The following is a 22,268-nucleotide window of genomic DNA, read 5'->3' on the forward strand; positions in this document are numbered from 1 at the left end:
TTCAATCCCTCAAGGATGCTTGGAATCGCTGTTTTAGAGCCTCTACGCATTTTGCAACGGTAGCGGCTATCTCCTCTTCTTCCAGTGTACGAGCGGTATCCTGCAATACCAGACTGATAGCCAGGCTCTTGTCACCTTCTGCCACGCCCTTGCCACGGTACACGTCAAACAAGTTTACGCCAACTACCTGATTTGCGCCAACTTTCTTACACTCGGCCAAAATATCTTCTGCGGGGACATTTTCAGCCACCACAACGGCGATATCACGGCGGTTTGCCGGGAAGCGCGAAATCTCCCGCGCCTGAGGCACGGCGCGGCTCGCAAGCTTGTTCCACTCCAGTTCAAACACCACGGTGCGGCCGTTAAGATCCAGTTTACGTTCAAGTTCCGGGTGAACCACACCGATGAAACCTACGCGTTCGCCGTGCAAATAAATCGCCGCACTTTGCCCTGGATGCAGGGCCGGATTGGCTTCCGCCCGGAACTGAATTTCGGATAATTTACCGGTCAGCTCGAGGACAGACTCCAGATCCCCTTTTAAATCATAGAAGTCGACGGGCTTACGCGCCAGATCCCAATGCTCATCGTGCGTATGGCCGGCGATCACGCCCGCCAGCATGACGTCCTGACGGATACCCAGATTTGCCGCACTATCAGGCACAAAGCGCAGGCCGCTTTCGAACAGGCGCAGGCGCGTCTGCTGGCGATTCTGGTTGTACACTACCGCAGACAACAGGCCGGTCCACAGCGACAGGCGCATCGCCGACATTTCGACCGAAATCGGGCTCGGCAGGATCAACGCTTCTTCATTCGGATGCAGCAACGCCTGCACTTTCGGATCGACGAAGCTATAGGTGATCGCTTCCTGATAACCGTGATCGACCAGCATGGTCTTCACGCGCTTGAGCGTCAGGTCGGCTTCGCGATGCTGAGTCATCACCAGATCGGCGCGCACCGGCACATCCGGGATGTTGTCGTAGCCGTAAACGCGCGCCACTTCTTCCACCAGGTCCTCTTCGATCTCCATATCGAAACGCCAGCTCGGCGCCACTGCCTGCCAGTTGTCGCCCTGTTCGGTCACCTGGCAACCCAGGCGGCGCAGAATGTCGCTAACCTGCTCGCTCGGCACCACGTGGCCGATCAGGCGATCCAGCTTCTCGCGGCGCAGCGTGATGGTAGCGCGTTTCGGCAGTTCGTTTTCATTGGTCACGTCAATAACCGGGCCGGCCTGGCCGCCGCAGATGTCCAGCAGCAGGCGCGTAGCGCGTTCCATCGCTTTGTACTGCAGCGCCGGATCGACGCCGCGCTCATAGCGGTGAGAAGCATCGGTATGCAGGCCGTGACGGCGTGCGCGGCCGGTGATCGACAGCGGGCTGAAGAAGGCGCATTCCAGCAGCACGTCCTGAGTTTCCCCGTTAACGCCGGAATGTTCGCCGCCGAAGATGCCCCCCATCGCCAACGCTTTTTGGTGATCGGCGATCACTAAGGTGTCGGCATTCAGTTTGGCTTCGTTACCGTCCAGCAGCGTCAAGGTTTCCCCTTCTTCCGCCATGCGCACCACGATACCGCCGTCGATGCGGCTCAGATCGAAGGCGTGCATCGGCTGGCCAAGCTCCAACAGCACATAGTTGGTGACGTCTACTACGGCATCGATAGAGCGGATACCGCAACGACGCAGTTTTTCACGCATCCACAGCGGGCTTGGCGCTTTGACGTCGATGCCTTTCACCACCCGGCCCAGATAACGCGGGCACGCCTGCGGCGCGTCAACGCGGATCGGCAGCGTGGCGTCGATGGTGGCGGCCACCGGGCTCATGTCCGGCTCGGTCAGCGCAACCTGGTTCAGTACGCCCACGTCACGCGCAACGCCGATGATGCCCTGGCAGTCGGCGCGGTTCGGGGTAACGCTGATCTCGATGGTGTTGTCGTTCAGTTTCAGATAGTCACGGATGTCGGTGCCGATTGGCGCATCCAGCGGCAGCTCAATGATGCCGTCATGATCGTCGGAAATGCCCAGCTCGGAGAACGAGCACAGCATGCCTTCCGAAGGTTCGCCGCGTAGCTTGGCGGCCTTGATTTTGAAATCGCCCGGCAGCACTGCCCCCACGGTGGCGACCGCCACTTTCAGGCCGGTACGGCAGTTCGGCGCGCCGCAGACGATGTCGAGCAGGCGATCGCCGCCTACGTTAACCTTGGTGACGCGCAGTTTGTCGGCGTTCGGGTGTTGGCCGCACTCGACCACTTCGCCCACCACAACGCCGTTAAACGCGCCGGCAACCGGGTCCACGCCGTCCACTTCCAGACCGGCCATGGTGATTTGATCGGATAATGCTTCGCTGCTGATGGCCGGGTTTACCCACTCGCGCAACCAGAGTTCACTGAATTTCATGTGATATTCCCGCCTTACTTAAACTGTTTGAGGAAACGCAGATCGTTTTCGAAGAATGCGCGCAGGTCGGTGACGCCGTAACGCAGCATCGTCAGGCGCTCCATGCCCATGCCGAAGGCGAAGCCGGAGTAAACTTCCGGATCGATACCCACGTTGCGCAGCACGTTCGGATGCACCATGCCGCAGCCCAGTACTTCCAGCCACTTACCGTTCTTGCCCATCACGTCCACTTCAGCGGACGGCTCGGTGAACGGGAAGTAGGACGGACGGAAACGAACCTGCAGATCTTCTTCAAAGAAGTTGTTCAGGAAATCGTGCAGCGTGCCCTTCAGGTTGGTGAAGCTGATGTCTTTATCGACGATCAGCCCTTCCATCTGGTGGAACATCGGAGTGTGAGTCTGATCGTAGTCGTTACGATAAACGCGGCCCGGCGCAATGATGCGGATCGGCGGCTGCTGGTTCTTCATGGTGCGGATCTGCACGCCGGAAGTCTGGGTGCGCAGCAGACGCGTGGCGTCGAACCAGAAGGTATCGTGGTCGGCACGCGCCGGGTGATGCCCTGGAATGTTCAGCGCGTCGAAGTTATGGTAATCGTCTTCAATCTCCGGGCCGGTGGCAACGGAGAAGCCCAGCTCGCCGAAGAAGGTTTCGATACGGTCGATGGTGCGGGTCACCGGATGCAGACCGCCGTTCTCCATGCGACGGCCCGGCAGAGACACGTCGATGGTTTCAGCCGCCAGGCGCGCGTTCAGCGCGGCGCTTTCCAGCGCGTTCTTACGCGCGTTCAGGGCGTCTTGCACCTCTTGCTTGGCCTGGTTGATCACCGCACCGGCCGCCGGGCGGTCTTCCGCCGGTACGTCGCGCAGAGACTGCATCTGCAAGGTGAAATGACCTTTCTTGCCAAAATATTCGACGCGTACCAAATCTAACGCGGCAACATCCTGGGCATCTTCTACGGCTGCCTTGGCACTGGCAACCAGCTCTGCGAGATGTGGCATTGCTTTCCTCTTCCTCTGGCCGGGATGGCCCTAAGTAATTGTTATCTATTATTCGAACACGCCTTTGAGCAATCTTCAAAGACTTTTCAATGCGTTGCCGGTCGGACGGCTCTCCTGCGCGGCGCAGGGCCGGCTGAGTACCCGCCGTTCTCACCGCAACGCTTTGCAAGGCGAGACGATGGCCAAAAACAAAAAAGCCTCCACGAGGGAGGCTTAGGCGCTACTTTTCGTTTCTTTTCTTACGCGCAAAGCCTCCTGAAGTCAGGCGCTAAAGTAAAAAAAGAAACGAAAAATAGCTGCGTGCATGATTGCGGTACCTTGTCGATGATTGTCCACCAGTGATATAGCGGCGGCCAATAAAAGTCAATATTTGTCGCTGAAAACAAAGATTAAAAGAGGGAGCAAGCTCCCTCTTCTACTGACTTACGCCAGAGCTGCTTTCGCTTTCTCAACCAGTGCGCCGAAGGCCACTTTGTCGAAGACTGCGATGTCAGCCAGGATCTTACGGTCAATTTCGATCGACGCTTTTTTCAAGCCGTTGATGAATTTGCTGTAAGACAGACCGTTCTGACGAGCAGCTGCGTTGATACGTGCAATCCACAGCTGACGGAACTGACGCTTACGTTGACGACGGTCACGGTAAGCATACTGGCCTGCTTTGATTACTGCCTGGAAGGCAACACGATATACGCGCGAACGGGCACCGTAGTAACCTTTCGCCTGCTTCATAATTTTCTTGTGACGTGCGCGTGCAATTACACCACGTTTTACGCGAGCCATATGCTCTCTCCTAAAGTCTTATTCTAAATTCAAAAAAAATGGCTTATGCGTACGGCAGGCACGCGGTAACCAGGACCAGATCGTTTTTAGACACCATGCCTTTCGGACGCAGGTGACGTTTACGCTTGGTTGCTTTTTTGGTCAGAATATGACGCAGGTTGGCATGTTTACGCTTAAAACCACCGCTGCCGGTTTTTTTGAAGCGCTTGGCTGCACCACGTACAGTTTTAATCTTTGGCATTTTAATTAAATCCACTTCGCATTGTTAAACAACGAATCAGTTGGGCGAATGGAACCCACACGGCGCAAGCGCCGCGCGGGTTCCATTACTTGTAAGCCTTACTGTTTCTTCTTAGGAGCGAGCACCATAATCATCTGGCGGCCTTCGATCTTCGTAGGGAAGGATTCGACCACTGCCAGATCCATATCTTCACACAGGTCTTTACGGACGCGGTTAAGCACTTCCATACCGATCTGCTGGTGCGCCATCTCACGCCCACGGAAACGCAGGGTGATTTTGGCTTTATCGCCATCTTCCAGAAAGCGAATCAGGTTGCGTAGTTTGACCTGATAGTCGCCATCATCGGTGCCAGGACGGAATTTGATTTCCTTAACCTGGATAACTTTTTGCTTCTTCTTCTGTTCTTTCGTCGACTTGCTCTTCTCGTAGAGGAATTTGCCGTAATCCATGATTCGGCAAACTGGCGGTTCGGCATTTGGGCTGATTTCTACTAAATCAACGCCCGCTTCCTCAGCTTTTTCAAGAGCTTCATTCAGACTGACAATACCAATCTGCTCGCCATCGACGCCGGTTAGGCGAACTTCTTGCGCGCGAATTTCTCTGTTAATGCGATTAGGACGCGCCGGTTGAACTCGTTTTCCGCCTTTAATACTTTATTCCTCCAGTTGATGAAGACTACGGCTGCGAATCTCTTTCAGCAGCTTGTCTACGACTTCGTTTACGTCCAGGCTTCCCAAGTCTTTGCCACGGCGGGTACGAACGGCAACTTTGCCTGCTTCGACCTCTTTGTCACCGCACACCAACATGTAAGGGACTCGACGTAAAGTATGTTCGCGAATTTTAAAGCCAATCTTCTCATTTCTCAAGTCCGCTTTCACGCGAATACCTGCATCCTGCAGTTTTTTGGTCAATTGCTGGACGTAATCAGACTGGCTGTCGGTGATATTCATCACCACCACCTGCACCGGAGCGATCCAGGTCGGGTAGAACCCGGCGTATTCTTCGGTAAGGATACCGATGAAGCGTTCCATGGAGCCCAAAATGGCGCGGTGAATCATTACCGGCACGACGCGATCGTTGTTTTCGCCAACGTACGAGGCGCCCAAACGGCCCGGTAAGAAGAAATCGAGCTGCACGGTACCACATTGCCATGCGCGATCCAAACAATCATGCAGGGTAAATTCAATTTTCGGTCCGTAGAAGGCGCCCTCACCCGGCTGATATTCAAACGGAATGCCGTTCTCGGTCAGCGCGGCGGCCAGGTCTTCTTCCGCACGGGTCCACATGTCGTCGGTGCCGATGCGTTTTTCCGGACGTGTAGACAGCTTGACGGCGATCTTATCGAAGCCGAAGGTGCCGTACACGTCATAGACCATGCGAATGCATTCGTTCACTTCGGCGCGCACCTGCTCTTCAGTACAGAAGATGTGGGCGTCATCCTGCGTGAAACCGCGCACGCGCATCAGGCCATGCAGGGAACCTGATGGCTCGTTGCGGTGGCAGCTACCGAATTCGCCCATGCGCAGCGGCAAATCGCGGTACGACTTCAGACCCTGGTTGAAAATCTGCACGTGACCCGGGCAGTTCATCGGCTTGATGCAGTATTCGCGGTTTTCCGACGCGGTGGTGAACATGGCGTCTTTGTAGTTTTCCCAGTGGCCGGTTTTTTCCCACAGCACGCGGTCCATCATGAACGGACCTTTCACTTCCTGGTACTGGTACTCTTTGAGCTTCATGCGCACGAAGGCTTCCAGCTCGCGGAAGATAGTCCAACCGTCGTTGTGCCAGAACACCATACCCGGCGCCTCTTCCTGCATGTGATACAGGTCGAGCTGTTTGCCAATCTTGCGGTGGTCGCGCTTGGCCGCTTCTTCCAGACGCTGCAGGTAGGCGTTCAGCTGCTTCTTGTCTGCCCAGGCGGTACCGTAGATACGCTGCAGCATTTTGTTTTTGCTGTCGCCGCGCCAGTAAGCGCCGGAGGTTTTCTGCAGCTTGAAATGGTGGCAGAAACGCATGTTCGGCACGTGCGGGCCACGGCACATGTCGACGTATTCTTCGTGGTGATACAGGCCAGGACGATCGTCATGGCTGATGTTCTCATCCAGGATCGCCACTTTGTAGACTTCGCCGCGCTCAGCGAAGGTGTCGCGGGCTTCTTGCCAGCTGACCTTCTTCTTGATGACGTCGTAATCCTTATCGGCCAACTCGTGCATCCGCTTTTCCAGCAGATCCAGGTCTTCCTGCGTCAGGGTGCGGTCGATGTCCACGTCATAATAGAAACCGTTGTCGATCACCGGACCGATCGCCATTTTGGTATCCGGCCACAGCTGCTTGATCGCATGACCCAGCAGGTGCGCGCAGGAGTGGCGCATGATTTCCAGACCGTCTTCATCTTTGATGGTGATGATGGCCAGCTGCGCATCTGATTCGATCAGATCGCCGGCATCAACCAGCTCGCCGTTGACACGGCCGGCGATACAGGCTTTCGCCAGGCCAGGGCCGATATCGCGCGCGACATCCATCGGGGAAACGGGGTGGTCGAAATGACGCTGACTACCGTCAGGAAGAGTAATAACAGGCATTAATAATTCCTTATCTACAGTGGTGACCCACACGACAGATCACATGCAGTACGAAAATTGGATTTTGGGTTTGGTCAGCCAGGTTTCAGATCTCGCCCACAATTGCCAGATTGAAACCTCACTGGGTATACAGAATGGAACGCATACCTTCTCAGCCGCATTCGGCTAAGCGAATAGTATCACTAAAATTGTTCCGGATAAATAAAGTGCCGCCGCCCTCACACTTTCGCCTTATTCGGCGCAAAAACGTCTTTCAGGTAGCTGAGGGTGGCCAACAGGCACAGGCCGTAGCCCAACAGTTCGCACCCCTCTTCCACCATGTTTTTCACCACCCGGTTATAGCCGTCCAGCATCAGCGCTTGCCACAGTGCGCCCATGCCGAACAGGCGTGAAAACACCAGAATGCACAGCAGGCCCGCGCACATCATGCCGTAGCCGGGATGCGTCACGAAATAGGCCAGGCCGCGCACCGTCGCCGCAACATGCCTTCCGGCATGCCACAGGCAGGCCAGGGCAACCGCCAGCGCGAACCACACCCAAGCGCCGTGCCACAGCGCATCGAAGGCGAAGTCCATCTCGCGGATCAGCATGCAGAGAAAGAAGCCGCCGACCAGCATCCAGGCGGAGCGGCGTTCAGCCTGCCGCCAGGCCGCAGCGAAGAAACCGCCGGAGATGGCGAGCAGCAACAGTTCCTGCGCCGCTTCGGTCAACGAGGTTTCATGCACGAAGTTATGCAGCCAGTGTACGTCGATAAACACCAGGCCGACCAAGGCCGCTAAAAAAGCGCCGTAGAATAGAAAAGCAACGGCCTTCCCCAGCAAAATATGCAGTTCTTGTTTCATAATCACACTCATTATTATTTACAGCGCATCTATGTTATCCACCTGTTCTCAGGGATCGTGGCAATTGATGCCTAATACCGTACACAGCGATAAAGGTGGTCATTAATCACGCCGCAAACAATAAAAACCCCGGCACATGGCCGGGGGAAGCGCCAGTCTTTCCTGGCTGTCATTTCATCACCGTCAGTATTTCAGGCTCTCATCCCTCTATCATCGAGACGCGCAAACGAGCCTGGAAATTACGCCTGCGGAGATGATACGGTGACACGCCGGGCGTTGGTGTTAACGCCCCACAAGCCTGCCAATGCACTGACCACTGCGCCAATCAACAATGCAAAGAATGACCACAGAGCAGCCCGAGACAATTCGTCCGCAGCCGCGGCAGCCTGTTCGCGCGCTTTCTGTTTCAGCTCAGCATACTCCTGTTTTGCCTGATTGATTTTTGCTTCGGCTTCATCCAAACGCTGATTAACCATCTGCGCAGTTTTATTTTTGGCGTCGACCAAATTCTTCACAGTCTGGTCTACTTCCTGCGGCGTCATATTGGTATTTTCAACCAGCGCTTTTTTCAGTGCGTCTTGATCCACATCTTGCGAGATGGCCTCACCATGTTTTTTAAGCTTGTCGACCAGTTGCTTAATAATCGCATCGCTATTGTCGGGCTGAAGTGCCAGGGCTTTTACTGCGTCTGCCAAATCAGTCTTGGCCGCATTCAACTGTTGCTGCATGAATTCCGGCTGCAATGACGGAATACCACTTTTTTTAAGCGCCGTAACCACATCACCATGCAGCTGTTCAGGTTCCAACGTGGTGTCTATACCCAACTTGTCAAACACCTTGCCACCCACGTCCGCTAACCCGGTTGCCCCTTTGCCAATCGCTGAACCAGCACCGGAGAGCAAGCTGCCAGAGGTCGAAGCGATAGCACCCAGCGCATTGCCGGTGGCCTTCACTGCAGACCCGACCAACATTCCGCCCAGCACCGCCGCCACAATAAGTGACGTAGCCCATACCAGGAAGCCATGAATAAGGCCGTCATTAGCAGCCAAACGTCCGGCAATAAAAGCGCCGGCAGCCAAGCTAATAATGATTGAAACAGCGGACCAAATCACTACGGTGGTACCGGCTCCATTGATTGGATCGTCTGACGTGGGATCCACGATGGAAAATCCAAGGCTGGTGCCCAACGTCGACAGCAACAGTGAAACAGCCAATACGGTGATAACACCACCAATGACGCTGCCCCAGGAGATTTTTTTCGCCGCTACCCATTCTTTTGCCACTTCCATAGTAAAACTCCTTTTAAGCTTTTCGATTATAAAGAAATGCCACAAAGCCTTACCAGTATAGAAGTTTTTAAACTCTTAAGCGGTTAAATGGTAAAAACAGTTAAAAATAATTAATAATAATTACAACACGGACGTGCCTACTCTCGGCGACAACACGCTGACAGAGCGTCTTGGCATCACTATCCTTACGTTATTCACTGGTGAACAGGTCTTGAGCTCATAATATGAACCGGTTACTCGCAGTCCTCGTCGTGCTATGCGCGGTATTAGCGACGCTGTATGGGCGGGTGCATTTTGGCGCACGTTCAGTACCACGAGCGATTGCGGTCAACGAAGCGCCGCTGGGGTGTGAGGATGAACCAGAGCTCGCCGGCGAGTGCAACGGCGAAGATGAAACACCGGCTGACGGCTAATTAACCTTACGAGCTATCCCCATTGCCGCCAGGGACGCGGCAGGCTAGGCTGTTCAGCTCATGGGCCGCCGCCTGGCGGCTTGAACGTTGCACAGGGAGTCTATTTTATGACGGGTATTTTGCAGTTATTCCAGGCCATCGGACTGGGTTTGGTGCTGCTGTTGCCGCTGGCCAACCCGCTGACCACGGTAGCGTTGCTGCTCGGTTTGTCCGGCAATATGACGCGCGAAGAGCGTAATCAGCAGTCGCTGATGGCCTCGGTTTATGTGTTCTGCATCATGACAGTGGCGTTTTACGCCGGGCAGGTGGTGATGAACACCTTCGGTATTTCTATCCCCGGCCTGCGCATCGCCGGCGGCCTGATCGTCGCCTTCATCGGTTTCCGCATGTTGTTCCCCCAGCAGAGCCCTGAAGAGGCGCCGGAGGTGGAGAGCAAGTCGCACGAGCTGCGGCATAAGACGTCGGCCAACATCGCCTTCGTGCCGTTGGCCATGCCGAGCACCGCGGGGCCGGGCACCATCGCCATGATCATCAGCTCGGCGTCGAGCGTCAAAGCGAACTCGCTGGGTTTTGAACCCTGGGTGCTGGCGGTGGCGCCGGTCGCCATCTTCCTGACGGTCGCGGTGATCCTGTGGGGTTGCCTGCTCAGTTCCGGCGCCATTATGCGCTTGGTGGGGAAAAGCGGCATCGAGGCTATCTCGCGCCTGATGGGCTTCCTGCTGGTGTGTATGGGCGTGCAGTTCATCATCAACGGCGTGCTGGAGATCATCTCCACCTACACACCGGCCGCCTGACGATAAAAAACGGGCGCGATCGTCGCGCCCGTTGCCGTTATTTCCCTGCCGGCGCCTGCGCGCCCAAAATGCCCTTGCCTTCCGGCACTTCGGTAAAGCGGCTGAGGATCTCGCTGTAGGTCTTGGCCGGATCCAGATCCGGGAACTGCGCCGGATAGATAAACTTCGCCAGATACTCCAGCCCGACGATGTTGTACGGGTGGTTGTAGAAGTTATGGTAGATGCCGTAGAACCGCCCTTCCTTCACCGCCGACAGCTGCGCGAACCCCGGGCGCTGTTTCATGCGGTTGAAAGCCTCATCCACCTGCTGCTGCGTCACGCCATAGCCGAACGGCACTGCGGCGTTGGTCTTGCTGGCCCACTGTGAGCCGGAAACGATGTAGGCATCCGGCTTCATGCTGATCACTTTCTCCAGCGCCACATCGCCGGTCGCCCCCGGCAGCAGCGCAGATCCGATGTTGCGCGCGCCGACCGCCTCGACCAGCGCCCCCCAACCGACATGGGCATGGGTAAAGCAGCAGGATTCCAGCCCGTTCAGGCCGGCCTTGGCTTCAAAGAACACCAGCGGCTTGGGTTCCACCGCCTGCGTCTTGGCCAGAATGGCCTGATAGTGCTGCTGATAATAATCGGTATATTGCTTGGCCTCACTTTCGCGGTTGAGGGTTTCCCCCAGCAGCGTCACGCTTTTGGGCGTGTTTTCCACCGGCTTGAGCATGGTGTCGATAAACAGCACCGGTACGTTCAGCGCCTTCAGCTTATCCAGCACGCCAGTTTGGCTCAGCGACGGTTTGGAGCGCAGCTGGGCGATCATCAGGTCGGGGCGTTTGGCGATCACGCTCTCCAGATTCACTTCACCTTTGTCGCTGAACCCCATATCGATGATGTTTTTCGCCGCCGGCCATTTGCTCTGCAAAATATCCCAGGTCGCCGCGTCGCTTTTCTTCAATAAGTTATTCCAGGCCACCAGCCGGCCGAACGGGTTGGCGCGATCGAGCAGCGCCAGCGTGAGAATATCGCGCCCGTCCTGCACCACGATGCGTTTCGGCTCTTGCTGGAGGGTGAGTGTCTGCCCGGAGGTGTCGGTCAGGGTCAGCGGATAGGTGGTGGCCATCGCCGGAGAGGCGAGCAAGGCGGCGCAAACCAGCGCCGGCAAAGTGATTCGACGGTGCACGAAAAGCTCCTTAGTCATGAAAGCAATCAGGAAATACTAATGAGAATGGCTTGCATTATCAAAGATAACGCCCGGCAACCCGGCGATTAATTGCAAAGGGATGTGTAAAGGAAGGATAAGAGGCGTGCCAGAGGCGGCGCGCCCAGGGGATCATACCAGGCCGTAGATCAGCGCCGACAGCGCAATCAGGCCCATCACCAGCACGAAGACGTTGCTCGCCGCGCGGTATTGCCGCATGGCCGGCACCGCACGCACCGCGTACATCGGCAGGATGAACAGGATCGCCGCAATCAGCGGGCCGCTGATGGTTTCGATAATGTGCAGCGCGCTGGGGTTCCACACCGTCGCCGCCCAGGTGAGCAGGAACAGCGACACCGCCGAGATGCGGTGCGTCATACGCGAGCTGAGCGGTTTGCCGACCGCGCGCGTAACGCCGTCGATCAGGCTGGTCGCCCCTTCCGTTACCCCCAGCGAGGTGCCGAGATAGGATTTAGCCATTGCCAGCATCGCCATCACCGGGCCGAGATAGGCGATCAGCGGGTTGGAGAACTTGTTGGCCAAGGTGGTCAGCACCGTGATGTTCTGATCTTTGGCCTGCTGCATGTCTTCATGGGACAAGCTCAGCACGCAGCTGAACACGAAGAACAGCACGGTAACGCAGATCAGCACATAGCTGTAGCGCATGATGCGCGCGCAGCGGCGTTCCGCCTTGTCGCCATACAGGCTCTTCTGCGTCGAGGCGAAGGAGGAGATGATCGGCGCATGGCTGAAGGAAAACACCATCACCGGCACCGCCAGCCACAGCGAATGCCACAGCCCCGGCGTGTCGAAGCGGGTGGCGGCCAGGCCATTAACGAAGTTGGCGGTATTCCAGCTCGGCATCAGGTACAGCGAAATGCCCATCAGGAACACCAGCAGCGGGAACACCAGCATGCCCATTGCCGCCACGATGCTGTCTTTGCCGCGCAGCAGCACCAGATTGAGCACCACCACCACCGCCAGGCTCAGCCAGATGCGCGGCAGCGGCGCCACATGGAACTGATGGATCAGGAAGCTGTCCAGCGCGTTAGTGATCGAAATGCTGTACACCAGCACGATCGGGAAGAACGCCATCAGATACAGCACCATGATGATTTTTCCGGCCAATACGCCGAAATGTTCCACCACCACATCGTGAATATTGCCGTCGCGGCTGGAGCCGGAAAGCACGAAGCGGCTGAGCGCGCGGTGCGGCAAATAGGTCAGCGGGAAAGCGAACAGCGCCATCAGCAGCAGCACCAACGGGCCGTTCAAACCGGCGTTGATCGGCAAGAACAACGTGCCGGCGCCCACCGCGGTGGCATAAAGACCGAACATCCAGATGGTGTCGGTTTTGTTCCATTTGGCAGGCTGAGCGGCCGTCAGCGTGCCTGAATCGGGAGAAATCGTACTCATGAGACAGTCTACCTTAATCTGCGGCGCCAACGATTGCGCCTAACGGGATATCCTTCTCCGCGAATTTTTTAATAGTAATCAGTGAATTAAAGCGATATTTCATACTTACGCCTGATGAAAGGACGGCAAAGGATAATGAAAAATCCGCTGCGGGTCTATGTTTTATCGGCCGAACGAACGATTTGCGAACAGAAAATGCTGAAAAAAACGGCGCAGACAGAAAAAACTAAGGGCCCCTTGCGGAGCCCTTAAGCGGTTTACTTCTTCGCGTCCGGATGGTCCGGCACCTCGGCGCTGCCCATCTCCTTCTCGTCGCGGATCATCGAGCGGTCTTTACGCACGTCGGCCACGTCGGAGGCGCTCACCGGTTTGGCGCTGTTGCCCCAGCTGGTGCGGATGAAGTTCACCACGTCCGCCACCTGCTGATCGTTGAGACGCCAGCCAAACGGCGGCATGGTGATGTTGGACACCGCGCCCTGCACCGCCGGCGTGGTGTTACCGGTCAACACGATGTGGATCAGCGAGGTCGCGTCCTCGGTCTGTACCACCGGATTGCCCTTCAGCGATGGGAAGGCGCGCTTGTAGCCCACCCCGTCGGTGCGGTGGCAGGCCGCGCAGTTATCGACATACAGCGCCGCGCCGGGCTTGCTGTCGTCGCCGCGCCACAGATCCTTGGCCACGCTGTCTTCAACCGGTGCCGCCTGCTGCTTGCCGTCTTTCGGCGGCAGCGATTTCAGGTAGCGTGCGATGGCGGTCAGATCGTCGTCGCTCAGGTATTGCAGGCTGTGCTCCACCACGTCGCTCATACCGCCAAACACGATCGCCTTGTCGTTACGGCCGGTTTTCAGGAACTCGGTCAGCTCGGCTTCGCTCCAACTGCCCAGGCCATCCTTGCGGTCGCTGCGCAGGCTGGAAGCCACCCAGCCGTCGATCGGCGCGTTGCTGCCGGACAGGTAGTCGTCGCTTTCGCTGTTGCTCAGCGCTTTTTCCTGCATGGTGATGCTGCGCGGGGTATGGCAGGCACCGCAGTGGCCCAGGCCTTCCACCAGGTAGCGGCCGCGCTCAATCACCGGATCGGCCTTGGCGTCAGCCACGAAGTCCGCCGGCGACGGCGCGAACATGCCGCGCCAGATGCTCAGCGGCCAGCGCATCGACAGCGGCCACGGGATGTCGGAGTCCTTATTGGCCTGCTCCACCGGCTGCACGCCGTGCATGAAATAGGCATACATAGCCCGCATGTCGTCCTCTTTCACCAGCGCGAACGACGGGTACGGCATCGCCGGGTACAGGGTGCTGCCGTTTTTGGCTACGCCCTTACGCACCGCGTTGTCGAAATCCTCGAAGCTGTAATCGCCGATGCCGGTTTTCTTGTCCGGCGTGATGTTGGTGGAGTAGATGGTGCCGATCGGCGTCTCCATCGCCAGACCGCCGGCGAAGGTTTTGCCGCTCTTGCCGTCGGTGTGGCAAGCCACGCAGTCGCCGGCGCGCGCCAGGTATTCACCGCGCTTGATCAGCTCGCTGCTGACGGTGGCGTCCTGCGCCCAAACGGAAAAACTCACTGCACTGAGAACCAGTGCCGGTACAAATGCTTTCATCGTTCGCCGTCCTTATGCCTGCACCAATGGGCCTGGGTTTTTCAGATACTGCTCGCGAATGGCGCGGGCAGACCAGTAAGCCAATGCCGCCACGGTGCCGGTCGGGTTGTAGCCCAGCCCCTGCGGGAAGGCCGATGCGCCGATCGAGAACACGTTGTGCACGTCCCAGCTCTGCAGATAGCGGTTGACCGCGCTGGTCTTCGGATCCTCGCCCATTACCGCGCCGCCGTTCATGTGGGTGGTCTGGTAGCTGGTGGTGTCGAAGTGGCTGTTGGCGTTTTTCGGGCTGCCGGCGATCAGTTTCGGGTTCATCGCCTTGGCGATCGGCGCCATCTTGTCGTACATGAACTGCGCCATCTTGATGTCGTTTTCCTGCCAGTCGAACGTCATGCGCAGCAGCGGCTGGCCAAAGACGTTCTTGTAGTTGGGATCGAGATCCAGATAGTTGTTGCGGTACGACTGGTGCGCGCCGTGGGCGTCCATCGAAACATGGTGGGTGTAGGCATCCGCCACCGCCGCTTTCCATTTGCTGCCCCAGGCTGGGGTGCCCGGCGGCGTCGGCAGGCCGGAGATCGGCTTGGTGCCCGCCTGGTTGACCCAGAACGGCGAACCGCCGACGAAGCCTTCTTTAGCGTGGTCGAAGTTATCGGCGTTGAAGTCGTCCACGCCCACGCCGTTGCCGCCGGCGCCGATGAACGGGTTGGTGAACACGTCTTTATCGAAGAACGCCTTGATGGTGGTCATGTTCTGGTAGGCGAAGTTGCGCCCGACCACGCCTTCGCCGGTCACCGGATCGTAAGGCTTGCCGATGCCGGACAGCAGCATCAGGTGCACGTTGTGGAACTGGAACGCGCCCAGGATCACCAGATCGGCCGGCTGTTCAATCTCGCGGCCCTGCGCATCGACGTAGTTCACGCCGGTGGCGCGAGACTTGTCGTCGGTCAGGTTGACCTTCAGCACGTTGGCGTTGGTACGCAGCTCGAAGCGTTTTTCCATGCGCAGCGCCGGCAGAATGTTGACGTTCGGCGAAGCTTTGGAATACATGTAGCAGGCGTAGCCGCTGCAGAAACCGCAGAAGTTGCACGGGCCCATCTGCGCGCCGTACGGGTTGGTGTAAGAGTCCGAGGTGTTGGCGGACGGCAGGTTGTAAGGGTGATAACCCACTTCCAGCGCCGCTTTCTCGAACAGCTGGGCGGAGTAGGTATTTTTCTGCGCCGGCAGCGGGAAGTCGCTGGAGCGATCCGCCGCAAAGCGGTTGCCGCCCTTCTGCGCCACTTTCTGCCCTTTGATGGTCCAGGCGGTGCCGGAGGTGCCGAACACTTTCTCCGCTTTATCGAAGAACGGTTCCAGCTCGTCGTAGGTCACACCGAAGTCCTGGATGGTCATGTCCTTCGGAATGAAGTTTTTGCCGTAGCGCTCTTCATAGTGGCTGCGCATGCGCAGTTCGATCGGATCGACGCGGAAATGCACGCCCGACCAGTGCAGGCCGGCACCGCCAACGCCGGTGCCCGGCAGGAACGCCGCCAGCTGGCGGTAAGGCACCGCGGTCTGGCTGCTGTTGTGGCGAATGGTGACGGTGCTTTTCGACAGATCCTGGAACAGTTTGCGGCGGATGTTATAGGTCAGCTCGTCGATCACCTGCGGATAAGAACCGTCCGGATAGGTATCGCGCATCGGGCCACGCTCCAACGCCACCACGTTGAGGCCGGCCTCGGTCAGCTCTTTGGCCATGATCGCGCCCACCCAGCCGAAGCCGACGATCACCGCGTCTACTTTTTTCATTACCGTTGCCATGCTTAGCCCCTCTCCCCTCGAATCGAGACCGGCGGGAAGGGATAACGCTCCCCTCGCTCAACCCAGTCCATAAAATCGGCGCGCGCGCCCGGAAAATTAATCAGCTTCCAGCCCACCATGTCTTTGTTACCGCCATGGATCGGATCGCTGAAGAAACCTTCACGGGTGTTTTGCAGCAGATAGGAGAAGAACAGTTTCGACGGCAGCTGCTGGAACTCCGCCTCGCCGGACTCGAACTTTTGCAGCATGGCGTCTTGCTGCGCGCCATCCAGTTCGGCGAAGGGCTTGCCGGCGGTTTTCTTGCTGTAGGCGTCGGCGTCACTGATGCCGAGGTTGTAGATTTGCTTGGGCACCAACGGCAGCTGATAGCCCATTTCCTTCGGCACATCGGGGTTAAACGGCCCTTGCATGTACCAGATGGAGCCGGTGGCGTACGGGGTATTCATCTGGCGATCGATAAACTCCGGCACGCCGGCTTCCAGTGCGCCAGGGCCGCGTTCGTCGGCAGGGATCAGGCGCGCGACGGCGGCCTTGATGAAGGCCCACTCTTCCGGGGTGAAAAAGGTCGGTTGGTAATCGTTCTGCGTTGAAGTGTTCGGGGCCGCGACCGCTGGTGCCGGTGCCGTCAGCGCGCCAACGCCACTGCCACCAATTACCGCCGCAGGAATTAAGGTCATCGATTTCAACAAGAAATCGCGCCGCGAATTGTTGGTTTTATGATTCGACATGTCACATTCCATCCAAAGATAGTCACAACTATTTAACCGCAACCTTGCGATCGATACGGGTTTTTAAAATAATTTGTTACTTATTTGTATATTTATTGAAGGTCAGAATGCGCGCAAAAGCAAAAATGTTACCGGTAACTTATTGAATGAACGTAAAGATTTATCCGCTAACGTAAATTTAACTTTTTGTGCGGTTTTTCTGATAACCGATGAGGAAATAACGAAAAATGAGAGGCAGGTCGCGCTATAAACTAACGCAGGAAACAGAATCGGCCGCGTTTAGCGGCCGATTCAAAGAAGGGTGGGGCTACGGCGACATCGCCTGATAAGCGGTGGTCACCTTCCACAAATAGCGCGGCGCCTGCGGCGCCGGGTGCTTTTTCTGGATGTGCTGATAAAACTCATCCGGGCTCATCTGATTGATGCGATTGACCGCCACGCGCTTGTCCGAGGAGAAGGTGCGCAACATGGCGCCCGCCCCGTTCACGTACGAAACGATGGTGGCGTAACGCAAAGTCTGTGGGTTGTTGATCCCGGCTAGCTGCTGGCTTTGAAGAATATTGATATAGGCCGTTCCCAGATCAATATTGACCGCCGGATCCTTCAGCTCACGCGAGCTGGGTTGCCCGCTTCGTCCTTTCATGCGATAGGCGTCGCGGCCGGCGGTAGAAGCCTTAAGCTGCATCAATCCCACTGCGTTCGAGGTGCTGACCACGTTCGGGTTAAACCCGGACTCCACCTGAATAATCGCTTTAATCAGCGTTTCGTCAACGCCGTAGTTGCTGGCGGCCTGACGAATGTAATCGTTATAAACAACCGGCGTGCCTGTGCGGTTTACCGGTGCCTGCGGAGGGGGTTTTAACCAACCGCCGCGCGTTGTGCCACTGCCTGAAATATTGCTTGCCGTTTGCGGGTCTTTGGCGCACCCCGACAAAAGTAAAATTGCCGTAAGGCAACCTATTTTTGTTTTCACAGAATCCCTCACTCCTTTCAATGAGTTGCGTAGCATATACAACTTGTAAGGACACCTGCAGTAATTTTTTGGACTAATCTCAAGCTATCCATATACCAAGAGGTGATTTATGAGTCAATCTGCAACAAGCTGCTTTGTGGTGACTTTTCGCTATCAGGAAGAAGGATTGACCGACCTGGCGAAGCTGACCGGGCAATTGACGCGTGAGGGTTTTGTCACGTCGGTGACAGACGAGAATGGCGTTCACCACGAACTCGGCAGCAACAGTTTTGCGTTTATAACCGTGCTGGATCAAGAGGATGTACAGCGTCTGGCGCAGGGGTTCGGGCAGTTGGCATTGGGAAAACAGCCGGAGGTGGCGATATGCAGCTGTAAGGACTACCTTCAGCGGTTACATACTGATACATAAAATGCTATAACTCCCCGGACGGTATTATTTTTTCAGTTGGAGAAATACCCCGCCGGCGGTGGGCAAGTGACGCTTGACTTCGCTTCAATTGATATTGATAATCATTTTCATTTGAACCAGGAGACGTCATCATGCCATTGATAAGTTGCGCTTTTCGTCGCAGTCGCCCTTCCCGCGCTGCCGCACTGTTACGCCCTTTCACGCTCGCCTGCCTGCTGCTCGGCGCCGCCTTGGTCAGTCAACACGCGCTGGCGGAAAAAAAGCTGCGCGTGGTGACCACCTTTACCATCATTCAGGACATTGCCCAGAACGTGGCCGGTGACGCCGCCGTGGTGGAATCCATCACCAAGCCGGGCGCCGAGATCCACGACTACCAGCCCACGCCGCGCGACATCGTCAAGGCGCAGCACGCCGATCTGATCCTGTGGAACGGCATGAACCTGGAACGCTGGTTCCAGCGCTTCTTCGAGAACATCAAGCAGGTGCCGGCGGCAGTCGTGACCGAAGGCATCACCCCGCTGCCGATCCGCGAAGGGCCGTATAACGGCAACCCGAACCCGCATGCCTGGATGTCGCCGAGCAACGCGCTGGTGTATATCGAGAACATCCGCAAAGCGCTGGTGGAACACGATCCGGCCCATGCGGAAACCTACAACCGCAATGCCAAGGCCTACGCAGAGAAGATCGGCGCACTGGACGCCCCGCTGCGTGAACGCCTGGCGCGCATTCCGGCCGCACAGCGTTGGCTGGTGACCAGCGAAGGCGCTTTCAGCTACCTGGCGCAGGACTATCAGCTGAAAGAAGTTTATCTGTGGCCGATCAACGCCGATGAGCAAGGTTCGCCGCAGCAGGTGCGCCGGGTAATCGACGCGGTGCGCGCCCACCATATTCCGGTGGTGTTCAGCGAGAGCACCATTTCCGACAAGCCGGCCAAGCAGGTGGCGAAAGAAACCGGCGCCAAATACGGCGGCGTGCTGTACGTGGATTCGCTGTCCACCCGCGATGGCCCGGTGCCGACCTATATCGACCTGCTTAACACCACCGTGCAAACCATCGCCAAAGGATTCGATCAATGACCCATGAACCGTTTGTCCGCCCTGAATTGAACGTGGACGACGTCACCGTAACCTACAATAACGGACACACCGCCATTCATAACGCCAGCTTTACCCTGAGCGGCGGCTCGATCTGCGCGCTGGTCGGCGTCAACGGCAGCGGCAAATCGACGTTGTTCAAAAGCATCATGGGCCTGGTCAGGCCAACCAGCGGCCGGGTGTCGCTCAGCGACAAACCGGTGGCGGACGCGCTGAAAAAGAACCTGATCGCCTACGTGCCGCAGACCGAAGACGTCGACTGGAACTTCCCGGTGCTGGTGGAAGACGTGGTGATGATGGGCCGTTACGGCAAGATGAACTTCCTGCGCATCCCGTCGCGCGAAGACCGGCTGCGGGTCGACAAGGCGCTGGAGCGCGTCGGCCTGAGCAAGCTGCGCAGCCGGCAGATCGGCGAGCTGTCCGGCGGCCAGAAAAAACGCGTGTTTCTGGCGCGCGCGCTGGCGCAACAGGGCACGGTGCTGCTGCTGGATGAACCGTTCACCGGCGTGGATGTGAAAACCGAGAATGCCATTATCGAGCTGCTGCGCGCATTGCGCGACGAGGGGCATCTGATCCTGGTCTCCACCCACAACCTCGGCAGCGTGCCGGAGTTTTGCGATCGGGTGATCCTCATCAACCGCACGGTGCTGGCCGCCGGCCCGACCGAGACCACCTTCACCCAGAGCAACCTGGAGCAGGCGTTCGGCGGCGTGCTGCGCCATATCAACCTCTCAGGCCCGGATCTGCACGACGACAACGATCCGCGCACCGTTACGGTGTTGACCGACGATGAGCGCCCGGCGGTGTTCTACGGTCACACCAAGAGCGATCCGCCGGCCAACAGCCAGGCCAGGGAGAAACAATCCTGATGCTGGACCTTCTGCTGCAACCTTTCAGTTATAACTACATGGTGAAAGCCATCTGGGTCAGCGCCATCGTCGGCGCCGCCTGCGCGTTCCTGTCCGCCTATCTGATGCTGAAGGGATGGTCGTTGATGGGCGATGCGCTGTCGCACTCGGTGGTGCCCGGCGTGGCCGGCGCCTACGCCCTCGGCCTGCCCTACGCCGCCGGCGCCTTCTTTACCGGCATGCTGGCGGCGCTGGCGATGACGCTGGTGCGTCACATCACCCGGCTGCGCGAAGACGCCATCATCGGCTTCATCTTCTCCACCTTCTTCGCCGTCGGCCTGCTGATCGTGTCGCTCAACCCTACCTCGGTCAACGTACAGTCGATCATCTTCGGCAATATCCTCGGCATCGCCGACGAAGACGTGCTGCAGGTAGAAATCATCATCGGCGTTTCGCTGCTGATCCTGTGCCTGGTGTGGAAAGACCTGCTGGCGGTGTTCTTCGACGAAAGCCACGCGGTCTCGATCGGCCTGTCACCGCTGAAGCTGAAGATCCTGTTCTTCACCCTGCTCAGCGCCTGCACCGTCGCCGCGCTGCAAACCGTCGGCGCCATTTTGGTGATCGCCATGGTGATCACCCCGGGCGCCACCGCCTACCTGCTGACCGACCGCTTCAGCCGGCTGGTGATCATCGCCATCATCATCGGCGCATTGACCAGCGGCATCGGCGCCTATCTGAGTTTCTTCCTCGACGGCGCCACCGGGGGCGTTATCGTCACCCTGCAAACGCTGGTGTTCCTGGCGGCGTTCTTCTTCGCGCCGAAACACGGCCTGCTGGCGTCCCGGCGTCGTGTGGCACAGTCGCAAACCGGAGGTCGCTGATGGACACCCTGTATCAACTGCTGAGCGAACCCTTCGCCTACCCGTTCATGCAGCGGGCGATCGTCGCTGCCATCGTCACCGGCGTAGTGTGCGCCGTGCTCTCCTGCTATCTGGTGCTCAAAGGCTGGTCGCTGATGGGTGACGCCATCTCGCACGCGGTGCTGCCCGGCATCGTGGTGGCGTTCGTGGTCGGCATCCCGCTGGCGATCGGCGCGTTCCTCTCCGGCATCTTTTGCGCGGTAGCCACCGGCTACCTGAAAGAGAACAGTCGGGTGAAAGAAGACACGGTGATGGGCATCGTTTTCTCCGGCATGTTCGCCTTCGGCCTGGTGCTGTTCTCGCGCATCGATACCGACCAGCACCTGAGCCACATTCTGTTCGGCAACATGCTGGGCATCACCGACGGTGAGCTGAAGCAAACCCTGCTGATCGCCGGCATCACCCTGGCAGTGGTGTTACTCAAGCGCAAAGACTTCATGCTGTACTGTTTCGATCCGCACCATGCCCGGGTGATTGGCCTGCCGGTCAAGCTGCTGCACTACGGGCTGCTGTGCCTGCTGGCGATGACCATCGTCGCCTCGCTGCAAGCCGTGGGGGTGATTTTGGTGATTGCCATGCTGATCGCCCCCGGCATCATCGCCTTTATGCTGTGCCGCCGGTTTGATCGCATGCTGATGGTGGCGACGGTGGTGTCGGTATTCTCTTGCGTGCTCGGCACCCTGATCAGCTTCCACATCGACGGCGCCACCGGGCCTTGCATCGTCATCGTGCAGGCCGTGTTGTTCGTTATCGCCTTGTTGTACAGCAAGCTGCGTCCGTTACAGGGTAACCAAAACGTGCCGATGGGCAGTTAAACGCCCCTCTGATGCGGCGGTGTTCCCCGCCGCATCCTATTCCTCCGCTGGCTTATCCATTATCATCAAGTTGCAATCGGTATTGCGCTTAAATTAATCAATAGGGTATATACTTTGAGCTGGCGAGGCGCTGAAAAAATCGCCACCTTTGACGCCGGC

At 57.6% G+C, this 22,268-nt stretch carries 21 protein-coding genes and 1 other annotated feature; of the genes, 6 read left to right on the forward strand and 15 right to left on the reverse strand.

Annotated elements, in window-relative coordinates; all coding sequences use genetic code 11:
* Position 1: 1 nt before the first annotated feature.
* The 9 genes from pheT to FHU12_RS10455 all read right to left on the reverse strand — a co-directional run bounded on the left by pheT (position 2) and on the right by FHU12_RS10455 (position 9,121).
* The gene (pheT, locus tag FHU12_RS10415; RefSeq protein WP_141969157.1) at positions 2–2,389 is read right to left on the reverse strand and encodes a phenylalanine--tRNA ligase subunit beta; all 2,388 of its coding nucleotides are present in this window, start codon (positions 2,387–2,389) and stop codon (positions 2–4) included.
* A gap of 14 nt (positions 2,390–2,403) precedes the next feature.
* Positions 2,404–3,387, reverse strand: a complete 984-nt coding sequence (pheS, locus tag FHU12_RS10420; RefSeq protein WP_043143373.1) for a phenylalanine--tRNA ligase subunit alpha — start codon at positions 3,385–3,387, stop codon at positions 2,404–2,406.
* 187 nt (positions 3,388–3,574) lie between these two features.
* Positions 3,575–3,697, reverse strand: a sequence feature (Phe leader region).
* On the reverse strand, positions 3,649–3,693 hold the full coding sequence (pheM, locus tag FHU12_RS27290; protein ID WP_121626058.1) for a pheST operon leader peptide PheM: 45 nt from the start codon (positions 3,691–3,693) through the stop codon (positions 3,649–3,651). Its footprint overlaps the feature before it by 45 nt.
* A gap of 113 nt (positions 3,698–3,810) precedes the next feature.
* Complete coding sequence (gene rplT / locus FHU12_RS10430; RefSeq protein ID WP_004931417.1) at positions 3,811–4,167, reverse strand: 50S ribosomal protein L20; 357 nt, start codon at positions 4,165–4,167, stop codon at positions 3,811–3,813.
* Between the two features lie 43 nt (positions 4,168–4,210).
* Positions 4,211–4,408: a 50S ribosomal protein L35 gene (gene rpmI / locus FHU12_RS10435; protein ID WP_004931418.1), complete on the reverse strand. Its 198-nt coding sequence runs from the start codon at positions 4,406–4,408 to the stop codon at positions 4,211–4,213.
* Between the two features lie 98 nt (positions 4,409–4,506).
* Entirely contained in the window at positions 4,507–5,058 is a 552-nt protein-coding gene (infC, locus tag FHU12_RS10440; RefSeq protein WP_048233542.1) for a translation initiation factor IF-3, read from the reverse strand.
* A 3-nt stretch (positions 5,059–5,061) separates the two neighbouring features.
* On the reverse strand, positions 5,062–6,990 hold the full coding sequence (gene thrS, locus FHU12_RS10445; RefSeq protein WP_141969159.1) for a threonine--tRNA ligase: 1,929 nt from the start codon (positions 6,988–6,990) through the stop codon (positions 5,062–5,064).
* Positions 6,991–7,208: 218 nt separating this feature from the next.
* Positions 7,209–7,832 carry a hypothetical protein gene (locus tag FHU12_RS10450; protein ID WP_141969161.1) on the reverse strand — a complete coding sequence of 208 codons (624 nt, stop codon included), beginning with the start codon at positions 7,830–7,832 and terminating at the stop codon, positions 7,209–7,211.
* A 239-nt stretch (positions 7,833–8,071) separates the two neighbouring features.
* Positions 8,072–9,121 (reverse strand): AAA family ATPase, encoded by a 1,050-nt coding sequence (locus tag FHU12_RS10455; RefSeq protein WP_141969163.1) that lies wholly within the window; start codon positions 9,119–9,121, stop codon positions 8,072–8,074.
* 520 nt (positions 9,122–9,641) lie between these two features.
* Between FHU12_RS10455 and FHU12_RS10465 the strand changes: the two genes are divergently transcribed.
* Positions 9,642–10,328, forward strand: a complete 687-nt coding sequence (locus FHU12_RS10465; protein WP_141969165.1) for a MarC family NAAT transporter — start codon at positions 9,642–9,644, stop codon at positions 10,326–10,328.
* Positions 10,329–10,365: 37 nt separating this feature from the next.
* Here FHU12_RS10465 and FHU12_RS10470 read toward each other — a convergent pair whose 3' ends face one another.
* The 6 genes from FHU12_RS10470 to FHU12_RS10495 form a co-directional block, all read right to left on the reverse strand.
* The gene (locus tag FHU12_RS10470; RefSeq protein WP_141969167.1) at positions 10,366–11,499 is read right to left on the reverse strand and encodes an ABC transporter substrate-binding protein; all 1,134 of its coding nucleotides are present in this window, start codon (positions 11,497–11,499) and stop codon (positions 10,366–10,368) included.
* Between the two features lie 150 nt (positions 11,500–11,649).
* On the reverse strand, positions 11,650–12,933 hold the full coding sequence (locus FHU12_RS10475) for an SLC5/6 family protein (RefSeq protein WP_141969169.1): 1,284 nt from the start codon (positions 12,931–12,933) through the stop codon (positions 11,650–11,652).
* Between the two features lie 257 nt (positions 12,934–13,190).
* Positions 13,191–14,528, reverse strand: coding sequence for a c-type cytochrome (locus FHU12_RS10480; protein ID WP_043143369.1), 1,338 nt, complete (start codon positions 14,526–14,528; stop codon positions 13,191–13,193).
* A 12-nt stretch (positions 14,529–14,540) separates the two neighbouring features.
* Complete coding sequence (locus FHU12_RS10485; protein ID WP_025302609.1) at positions 14,541–16,322, reverse strand: GMC family oxidoreductase; 1,782 nt, start codon at positions 16,320–16,322, stop codon at positions 14,541–14,543.
* 2 nt (positions 16,323–16,324) lie between these two features.
* On the reverse strand, positions 16,325–17,050 hold the full coding sequence (locus FHU12_RS10490) for a gluconate 2-dehydrogenase subunit 3 family protein (protein WP_049295472.1): 726 nt from the start codon (positions 17,048–17,050) through the stop codon (positions 16,325–16,327).
* A 307-nt stretch (positions 17,051–17,357) separates the two neighbouring features.
* Positions 17,358–18,023 carry a transglycosylase SLT domain-containing protein gene (locus tag FHU12_RS10495; RefSeq protein WP_049295470.1) on the reverse strand — a complete coding sequence of 222 codons (666 nt, stop codon included), beginning with the start codon at positions 18,021–18,023 and terminating at the stop codon, positions 17,358–17,360.
* A gap of 109 nt (positions 18,024–18,132) precedes the next feature.
* Between FHU12_RS10495 and ghoS the strand changes: the two genes are divergently transcribed.
* The 5 genes from ghoS (at position 18,133) to FHU12_RS10520 (ending at position 22,109) form a co-directional block, all read left to right on the forward strand.
* Entirely contained in the window at positions 18,133–18,432 is a 300-nt protein-coding gene (gene ghoS, locus FHU12_RS10500; protein ID WP_038877599.1) for a type V toxin-antitoxin system endoribonuclease antitoxin GhoS, read from the forward strand.
* Positions 18,433–18,563: 131 nt separating this feature from the next.
* The gene (locus FHU12_RS10505) at positions 18,564–19,508 is read left to right on the forward strand and encodes a metal ABC transporter substrate-binding protein (protein ID WP_100396324.1); all 945 of its coding nucleotides are present in this window, start codon (positions 18,564–18,566) and stop codon (positions 19,506–19,508) included.
* A complete protein-coding gene (locus FHU12_RS10510) occupies positions 19,505–20,395 on the forward strand; it encodes a manganese/iron ABC transporter ATP-binding protein (RefSeq protein WP_141969171.1) in 891 nt (296 codons plus the stop codon). The genes FHU12_RS10505 and FHU12_RS10510 overlap by 4 nt, the downstream gene beginning before the upstream one ends.
* Positions 20,395–21,255, forward strand: coding sequence for an iron/manganese ABC transporter permease subunit YfeC (gene yfeC / locus FHU12_RS10515; RefSeq protein ID WP_141969173.1), 861 nt, complete (start codon positions 20,395–20,397; stop codon positions 21,253–21,255). Before FHU12_RS10510 ends, yfeC begins: the two co-directional genes overlap by 1 nt.
* On the forward strand, positions 21,255–22,109 hold the full coding sequence (locus FHU12_RS10520) for a metal ABC transporter permease (protein WP_141969175.1): 855 nt from the start codon (positions 21,255–21,257) through the stop codon (positions 22,107–22,109). Before yfeC ends, FHU12_RS10520 begins: the two co-directional genes overlap by 1 nt.
* The last annotated feature ends 159 nt before the right edge of the window (positions 22,110–22,268 follow it).

The sequence above is a fragment of the Serratia marcescens genome (assembly GCF_006715005.1).
Classification (GTDB): domain Bacteria; phylum Pseudomonadota; class Gammaproteobacteria; order Enterobacterales; family Enterobacteriaceae; genus Serratia; species Serratia montpellierensis.

What these genes read in the sequence shown, in the direction of transcription:
- FHU12_RS10455 (WP_141969163.1), bottom strand. Translation starts at nt 9,121, where the DNA reads ATGGAAGTGGCAAAAGAATGGGTAGCGGCGAAAAAAATCTCCTGGGGC.
- FHU12_RS10480 (WP_043143369.1), bottom strand. Translation starts at nt 14,528, where the DNA reads ATGAAAGCATTTGTACCGGCACTGGTTCTCAGTGCAGTGAGTTTTTCC.
- FHU12_RS10520 (WP_141969175.1), top strand. Translation starts at nt 21,255, where the DNA reads ATGGACACCCTGTATCAACTGCTGAGCGAACCCTTCGCCTACCCGTTC.
- rpmI (WP_004931418.1), bottom strand. Translation starts at nt 4,408, where the DNA reads ATGCCAAAGATTAAAACTGTACGTGGTGCAGCCAAGCGCTTCAAAAAA.
- FHU12_RS10475 (WP_141969169.1), bottom strand. Translation starts at nt 12,933, where the DNA reads ATGAGTACGATTTCTCCCGATTCAGGCACGCTGACGGCCGCTCAGCCT.
- pheT (WP_141969157.1), bottom strand. Translation starts at nt 2,389, where the DNA reads ATGAAATTCAGTGAACTCTGGTTGCGCGAGTGGGTAAACCCGGCCATC.
- FHU12_RS10510 (WP_141969171.1), top strand. Translation starts at nt 19,505, where the DNA reads ATGACCCATGAACCGTTTGTCCGCCCTGAATTGAACGTGGACGACGTC.
- FHU12_RS10505 (WP_100396324.1), top strand. Translation starts at nt 18,564, where the DNA reads ATGCCATTGATAAGTTGCGCTTTTCGTCGCAGTCGCCCTTCCCGCGCT.
- FHU12_RS10485 (WP_025302609.1), bottom strand. Translation starts at nt 16,322, where the DNA reads ATGGCAACGGTAATGAAAAAAGTAGACGCGGTGATCGTCGGCTTCGGC.
- rplT (WP_004931417.1), bottom strand. Translation starts at nt 4,167, where the DNA reads ATGGCTCGCGTAAAACGTGGTGTAATTGCACGCGCACGTCACAAGAAA.
- FHU12_RS10490 (WP_049295472.1), bottom strand. Translation starts at nt 17,050, where the DNA reads ATGTCGAATCATAAAACCAACAATTCGCGGCGCGATTTCTTGTTGAAA.
- FHU12_RS10465 (WP_141969165.1), top strand. Translation starts at nt 9,642, where the DNA reads ATGACGGGTATTTTGCAGTTATTCCAGGCCATCGGACTGGGTTTGGTG.
- thrS (WP_141969159.1), bottom strand. Translation starts at nt 6,990, where the DNA reads ATGCCTGTTATTACTCTTCCTGACGGTAGTCAGCGTCATTTCGACCAC.
- ghoS (WP_038877599.1), top strand. Translation starts at nt 18,133, where the DNA reads ATGAGTCAATCTGCAACAAGCTGCTTTGTGGTGACTTTTCGCTATCAG.
- FHU12_RS10450 (WP_141969161.1), bottom strand. Translation starts at nt 7,832, where the DNA reads ATGAAACAAGAACTGCATATTTTGCTGGGGAAGGCCGTTGCTTTTCTA.
- yfeC (WP_141969173.1), top strand. Translation starts at nt 20,395, where the DNA reads ATGCTGGACCTTCTGCTGCAACCTTTCAGTTATAACTACATGGTGAAA.
- pheS (WP_043143373.1), bottom strand. Translation starts at nt 3,387, where the DNA reads ATGCCACATCTCGCAGAGCTGGTTGCCAGTGCCAAGGCAGCCGTAGAA.